Origin of the sequence: Pseudomonas sp., from assembly GCF_049590575.1 — a bacterium.
Lineage (GTDB): Bacteria > Pseudomonadota > Gammaproteobacteria > Pseudomonadales > Pseudomonadaceae > Aquipseudomonas.
The window spans coordinates 1-6,856 of record NZ_JBAWDE010000146.1; the positions used below are offsets into that span (position 1 = coordinate 1).

A 6,856-nucleotide genomic window follows, 5' to 3' on the forward strand; every position below is an offset into this window, starting at 1 on the left:
TACAGGCCGCGCAGGCTGGCAGCCACATCCGGCAGCAACAGGCTGGCCAGCAGGTAACCGCTGGCAACGCCAAGCACGCCGCCGAGCAGCGACAAGGCGCCGAGCTCGACCCCCAGGCCGAGGATCAACAGGCGCGCACTCACCCCACACGCACGCAGGGTGCGCAACAGCCCGCGCCGTTGCTCCAGGGCCAAGCCGATAGCGGCGTGCACGATAAACAGGCCAACCACAAACGACAAAAAGCCCAGCGCGTCGAGGTTCAGGTGAAAGCTCTCAGTGAGGCGCGCGAGGTTATTGTCCTCGCCCTGCTTGAGTTGCAGCTCGGCGGGCGGCGTCGGATGGGTGGCGGCAAAGGCCTTGTCCACCAGCAGGCGCGACAACCGGTCCGGCATCTCCAACAGCGGCTGGGCGAAGCCGATATCGGTCAGCAACAGGCCGGGCGCCATGTCTTGCTGGACCTGTAAGGGCGGCAGGCTCTGCCCGCTCAACGTGAGCGGTTGCTCACCTTCACGCAGCCCCAGCGCTTGCAAGGTTTGCGGGGCGATCCAGGTACGCCCCGGCGGCGCAAAAAATGCCAGCATCTGCGCCTGGCTCAACTGTTGCCCCGCCACTGCGCCACTGCCGGGCAGCGACAGCGGGTCGATGCCCATCAGTTGCAGGCGCACGTCCTCCAGCCCCTTGAGCTGCACCCGCCCCTGCACCACCGGCGACACCGGCCAACCGGTGCGGCGCAGTTGGGCAAATAACGCTTGCGGGAAACTCGCGCCATCCGGCGCACTGAGGCTGGCCTGGGGTTCGCCGCCGATCAGTTGGCTGGCGCGAGCGTAGCTGTCGCGCGCCTGGCTGTTGAGCGCCTGCACCCCGGTCAACAGGGCGGTGGCCAGCCACAACCCGGTCAACACGCTGAAAAACTGCACCGGATGCCGTCGCCAATGGCTGAGCAGCGCGCGCAGCGTCCAATAAAACACCCTCATGTAGACACGACCCGTCCACGCTGCAACACCACTTGCCGGTCCAGGCGTGCGGCGATGCGCGGGCTGTGGGTGACCATCAACAGGCTGGTGGGGCTGTCGCGCAGCAAATCGAGCAACAGCTGCAGCACTTCGTCGCTGGTGGCTTCGTCGAGGTTGCCGGTGGGCTCGTCGGCCAACAGCAAACCGGGGCGCGAGGCCAATGCGCGTCCTACCGCGACCCGTTGCTGCTGGCCGCCCGAGAGTTGTTCCGGATAACGCTTGAGCAAATCCCCAAGGCCCAGGCGCTCCACCAGTTGCGCCTGCCACTGGGCATCGAAGCGCCCTGCCAGGCGCGCCTGGAATGCCAGGTTATCGTCGACGCGCAAACTGCCGATCAGGTTGAATTGCTGGAACACCAGGCCGATTTCGGTGCGCCGCCAATGCGCCAGTTGCGCTTCGCCGAGTCTGTCGAGGCGCTGCTCACCGACCCTGATGCTGCCGCCATCCACCCGGTCCAGCCCGGCCACCAGGTGCAGCAAGGTGCTCTTGCCACTGCCCGACTCACCCATCAAGGCCAGGCTGCTGCGCGCGGCCAGGTGCAGGTCGACACCCGCCAACACCGCCAACGGCCCCTGGGGCGTGGCATAGCTTTTGAAGACACCTTGCACCTGCAACATAAAAACACTCGATTGATGGGCGGCCATCGAGAATAACGGCTGCGGATTGCGGCCACGCAAATTTTTCACATGGATTTCACCGGTTGCCCACCCGCCTCACTCTAAATTACCGGCCAAGCGTCATGTGACGGCAACTTGTTAGTTGCCGCGCCTGGCAACTTCTCACCGCACTATGTTCAGCGAAAAGACAGCCACCCTGTGACAGCCTCTGGCTTTACTGTGGGCATTCGCCGACACATTGCGCCTGATAATGACAACCTTGCCGACGGTGCCCATGGTGAATGAAGTGGTTGACCTTTCCCTGCCCAAACCACGCTCGCGCCGGGGCTTTTTCAGGCGCCCGCAACTGCGCTGGCTGGGGCTCGCGCTGGTGGGCCTGCTGCTCGCCGCCAGCCTGCTGTGGCCCCTGTCGCCACGCGACCTCGGGGTGGGCAACCGCCTGCTGACTTCCGACGTGCTGCCACTGTGGCGCGACGGCGACCTGATCGTGCTGGTGCGCCACGAAGAGCGTTGCGACCGCTCGCAGAACCCCTGCCTGGGCCCCGTGGAAGGCCTGACGATCAACGGCAGCCAGCAAGCCGAAAACCTCGGCAAGGCCTTTAAAACACTGGGCATGGACGGCAGTGACGTACTTGCCAGCCCGGCCATCCGCACCGCCCAGACCTTGCGTTTCATGTTCGGTAAAAATGAGCTGACCTCGGGCGAGAGAGCCGTCTGCGGCGCGGCCATGGGTGAAGAACTGCTCAAGCATAAAACCCCGGGGCGCAACCTGGTATTCGTCACCCACAGCGGCTGCATTGCCGACTTCGAAAGCACCCTGGGCTTTGCGCATGCCGCGTTCCCCGAGTACGGCAGCGCCTTGTTCGTGCAGGTATTGCCCGACGGCAAATTCAAGCCCCTGGGCATCGTCAAGAACGCCGACTGGCCCGCCACGCTCAAGCAACTCTAAGCACTTCGCTGCCTGCCGCCTCGGCGTATGTTCAGCAAAAAGACAGCCCTGTTCTGGCATGTTTAGTTGCGCCTTTTAATTAAGGGCGTCATGACTATTTTTTGTAACTCAGTGATCGCCGTGATGTTTTCTACGCTGACTTCATTACTTGAAAAACCTTATTTAAAACGTCAGGGAGCGACGTTGTGCTGATTCGATTAAAACCCCTGCAGCTTTTATTCCTCGCCTTTGCCGCGTTTTACCTGCTGCCGCTGGGCCTGCACGGTTTGTGGACCCCGGATGAAACCCGTTACGCCCAGGTCAGCCAGGAAATGCTGCTGAGCGGCAACTGGGTGGCACCGCACTACATGGGCATCCGCTATTTCGAAAAACCCGCCGGCGGTTATTGGCTGATCGCCCTGGGCCAGGCGCTGTTCGGCCAGGACCTGTTCGGCGTACGCATCGCCTCGGCCCTGACCTCCGGGTTGAGCGTGGCGCTGGCCTATCTGATCGCCCGCCGCCTGTGGAATGACCCGCGTAAAAGCTTCGCCTGTGCCCTGCTCTACTTGAGCTTCGGCCTGGTGGCCGGGCAGGCGGGCTATTCCAACCTCGATCCGCAATTCACCCTGTGGGTCAACCTGAGCCTGGTCGCCCTGTGGTTTGCCCTCCACAGCCCCTGCACACGTGCCCGCTTGGGAGCCTGGGCCGTGCTGGGCCTGGCCTGCGCCATGGGCTTCATGACCAAGGGGTTCCTGGCCTGGGCGTTGCCGGTGCTGATTGCCGTGCCGTACATGCTCTGGCAACGCCGACTCGGCGAGTTGCTGCGGTATGGCCCGCTGGCCGTGGGGGTAGCGGTGTTGGCGTGCCTGCCTTGGGCAGTGGCGATTCATCTACAGGAGCCGGACTTCTGGCGCTTCTTTTTCTGGAATGAACATATCCGCCGTTTCAGCGCCGGCGACGCGCAACACGTACGGGCCTGGTGGTTCTTTTTGCCGATCATCGCGGTGGCGTGCCTGCCGTGGGCCGGGTTGCTGCCCAACACCCTGCATAAGGCCTGGGTGGAAAAACGCCAGCCGGCAATCCGCTTCCTAGCCCTGTGGCTGTTGCTGCCGCTGGGCTTTTTCAGCCTGAGCAACGGCAAGCTGCCGACCTATATCATGCCGTGCCTGCTGCCCCTGGCGTTGCTGATGGGGCATACCCTGACCGACCTGCTCAGCCAGGGCAAAGCACGCGCCCTGTGCCTCAATGGCTGGCTGAATTTCGCGATTGGCATGGCCGCCATGATCGGCCTGATCTACCTGCAAATCGCCAGGCCGCTGTACGGTCACAGCCACGCCGAAATGTTCAGCCTGTCCCTGGCGTTCATCGTGCTGCTGGTGTGGATCCTCACCAACCTGCTGCAAGCCTTCCGCCCGCTGACGCTGTGGGCGATGCCGGCCCTGGGCATTGGCTTGCTGGTGATCTTGCTGCCGGCGAGCATGCCGGCGCAGATCGCCGATAACGAAATGCCCGACCCATTCGTGCTGGAACACATCGACGAACTGCAGCAAACCCACGCACTGCTGGCCAATGCCCTGGAAAACGCGAGCGCCATGGCCTGGCGCCTGCAACGCCCGGACGTCGCGCTGTACGCCACCGAGGGCGAGCTGCGCTACGGCCTGCAATATGCGGGTTCGGCGCAACGCAAAGTCGAACCGGAAAACGTCCAAGCCTGGCTCACCGAAGCGCGCCGACACGGTTCGGTCGGCGTGCTGATGCGCATCAGCAGCACCAGCGAAATGCGCGAAGCCGGGCAACTTCCGCCTGGAGGCAAGCGCTATTCCAAGGGGTATTTGCAGTTGATTGTGTACCCGCCGTTGCCTTGATTTCAGGGCTGCCTGGACTTGCGGGGTTCAGCACACCCTCCGCTGCGGCGCCGGGTTTTGCCTGCATCAACGGGTGACCGAACCGGCCGAACAGTGAGCGCACCTTCAGATCCGGCGGCGGCGGTTGAGTTGCGGGATAGCCGTCTGCGGGGCCTCCACACGCTGCACCTGGGTGGTGGTACGCGCGGCCAACTGCGCCAGGGTCGGATGGCTGAACAAGGTGCGTGCGTCCACCTCCAACCCCGCCTTGCGCATGCGCGCTACCAGGTTCACCGCCAACAGGGAATGCCCGCCCAGCTCGAAGAAATGGTCATGGCGCCCTACCCGTTGGAGCTTGAGGACCTCGGCCCATATCCCGGCCATCAGGTTTTCCACCACGCCTAGTGGCGCCTCATACGCGCGGCTGACCACCGCCTCCAAGCCTGGCTCCGGCAGCGCCTTGCGCTCGAGCTTGCCGGCAGGGTTGAGCGGCAAGGCGTCGAGTTGCACAAAGGCTGCGGGCACCATGTACTCGGGCAACTGCTCCAGCACGTGCGCGCGCAGGGCCTCCAGGCTCGGCACCGCGGCACGCACGGTGAAGTATGCGACCAAGCGCTCATCGCGAATCAGCACCGCCACTTCGCGCAACGCCGGATGCGCCAACAGGCGGGACTCGATTTCCCCCAGCTCCAAGCGCACCCCGCGCAGCTTGACCTGGAAATCATTACGCCCGAGGAATTCAAGGTTGCCGTCCGCCAGGTAGCGCACCAGGTCGCCGGTGCGGTACAGCCGGTCGCCGGGCACAAACGGGCTGTCGATAAAACGCTCGGCCGTCATCTGCTCCAGGCCCAGATAGCCCCGGGCAACGCCGACCCCACCGATATGCAGTTGCCCGCTGACGCCGATGGGCACCGGCGCATCGTGTTGGTCCAGCACGTACAAACGCGTGTTGTTGATCGCGCGGCCGATCGGCAGTTGCAGCGCCGGCACCGGCGCGCCGGGCTCCAGGGTCCAGGCGCTGCTGTCCACCGTGGCTTCGGTGGGGCCATACACGTTGTGCAGGCGCACCCTGGGCAGACGCGCCTGCACGCCACGCGCCAAGGCTTCGGTGAGTTCGCCGCCGCCGCAGAGCACATCGGTAAGGCTGGTGCACAGCGCGGATTCTTCCAGCTCGAGAAACTGCTGCAACATCGCCGGCACAAACTTGATCACCGTGATCTGCTGCTCGCGAATCACCTGCGCCAGGTACGCCGGCTCGCGATGCCCGTCGGGCCGTGCCAGCACCAGGCGCATGCCGTTAGCCAGCGGCCAGAACAGCTCCCACACCGAGCCATCGAAACTGAACGGCGCGCGCTGCAACAAGGCCCCGCCTTCGGCGTTCGGGCACAGTTGCGAGCCCCAGTGCATCAGGTTGCCCAGGCCACGGTGTTCGATCATCACGCCCTTGGGCGTGCCGGTGGAGCCCGAGGTGTACATCACGTAGGCCAGGTTGCTCACGCTCAGGCCCGGCACCAACGGGTTGCCCACCGGCGCCTGGCGCCAGGCGCAGTGGTCGAAGTCGATTACCGGGATCGACACCTCGCCCGGCACCTCGCGCGTGGCGGCGTGCACCAGCAGCGCCACCGGCTGGCTGTCGTGCAGCATGTAGGCCAGGCGTTCGCGCGGGTAGCCGGGGTCCAGCGGCACATAGGCGCCACCGGCCTTGAGGATCGCCAGCAAGCCCACCACCAGGTCCAGCCCGCGCTCGACGCACAACGCCACCCGCGAATCCGGCTGTACACCGCGCTCGCGCAGGTGATAGGCGAGCTGGTTGGCGCGCTCGTTCAGTGCGCGGTAAGTCAGTTGCTGCGCGCCGGCCTGCACCGCGATGGCCTCTGGGTTCAGCCGCACATGGGCTTCAAACAGCGCGTGCACAGTCAGGGCGTCGGGGTAGTCGGTGGCGGTGGCGTTGAAGTCCACCAACAGGGTGCGCAACTCGCTGGCCGGCAACACCGGCACCTCGCGCAAAGCTGATTGCGGAGCCTGTTCCAACGCGCGCACCAGGCCGTTCAGCGCGGTGTCGAGGTAACCCAGCAGGCGCTCGGCACCGATCTGGCGTGGCGCCTTGGCCTTGAGCTGAAAGCCGCTGGTGGTGTCGTCCACGGTGAGCATCAGCGGGTAGCTGAGAATGTCTTCACTGCTGAGCAAGGCGATGCCGGGGACCAACTGTAATGCGGCGTCGGCATGGGTGTGGCGGTAGTTGAGCAGGCTGTTGAACAGCGGCGCGGCGCTGCTGCAACGCTGGGCCAGCGCGAGCGAGGCTTGTTCATGGGCCAGCAAGGCACTGAGCTGCCGATGGGTGTCCCGCACTGCATCCGCCACACTTTGCCCGGCCAGCCGCAGGCGCAACGGCAGCGTGTTGATGAACATGCCGAGCGCCCGGTCCGCGCCCTCGCCGGCTTGCAAACGGCCCAG

4 protein-coding genes and 1 pseudogene are annotated in these 6,856 nt (G+C 64.8%); 2 read left to right on the forward strand and 3 right to left on the reverse strand.

Annotated features, from left to right (window positions below; genetic code table 11):
* Together WBR57_RS11145 and WBR57_RS11150 are read right to left on the reverse strand one after the other, a co-directional pair.
* Positions 1 to 974, reverse strand: a pseudogene (locus WBR57_RS11145) (ABC transporter permease); the annotation flags it as partial.
* On the reverse strand, positions 971 to 1,630 hold the full coding sequence (locus WBR57_RS11150; RefSeq protein ID WP_424083875.1) for an ABC transporter ATP-binding protein: 660 nt from the start codon (positions 1,628 to 1,630) through the stop codon (positions 971 to 973). The gene WBR57_RS11150 and the pseudogene WBR57_RS11145, both read right to left, overlap by 4 nt.
* Positions 1,631 to 1,904: 274 nt before the next feature.
* Between WBR57_RS11150 and WBR57_RS11155 the strand changes: the two genes are divergently transcribed.
* Both WBR57_RS11155 and arnT read left to right on the forward strand, forming a co-directional pair.
* Complete coding sequence (locus tag WBR57_RS11155) at positions 1,905 to 2,579, forward strand: histidine phosphatase family protein (RefSeq protein WP_424083877.1); 675 nt, start codon at positions 1,905 to 1,907, stop codon at positions 2,577 to 2,579.
* Positions 2,580 to 2,767: 188 nt separating this feature from the next.
* The gene (arnT, locus tag WBR57_RS11160) at positions 2,768 to 4,423 is read left to right on the forward strand and encodes a lipid IV(A) 4-amino-4-deoxy-L-arabinosyltransferase (protein WP_424083878.1); all 1,656 of its coding nucleotides are present in this window, start codon (positions 2,768 to 2,770) and stop codon (positions 4,421 to 4,423) included.
* Between the two features lie 105 nt (positions 4,424 to 4,528).
* On the opposite strand, the gene WBR57_RS11165 is transcribed toward arnT, so the two are convergent.
* Positions 4,529 to 6,856 (reverse strand): non-ribosomal peptide synthetase (locus WBR57_RS11165; protein ID WP_424083876.1); only part of this gene is annotated, 2,328 nt, incomplete at its 5' end.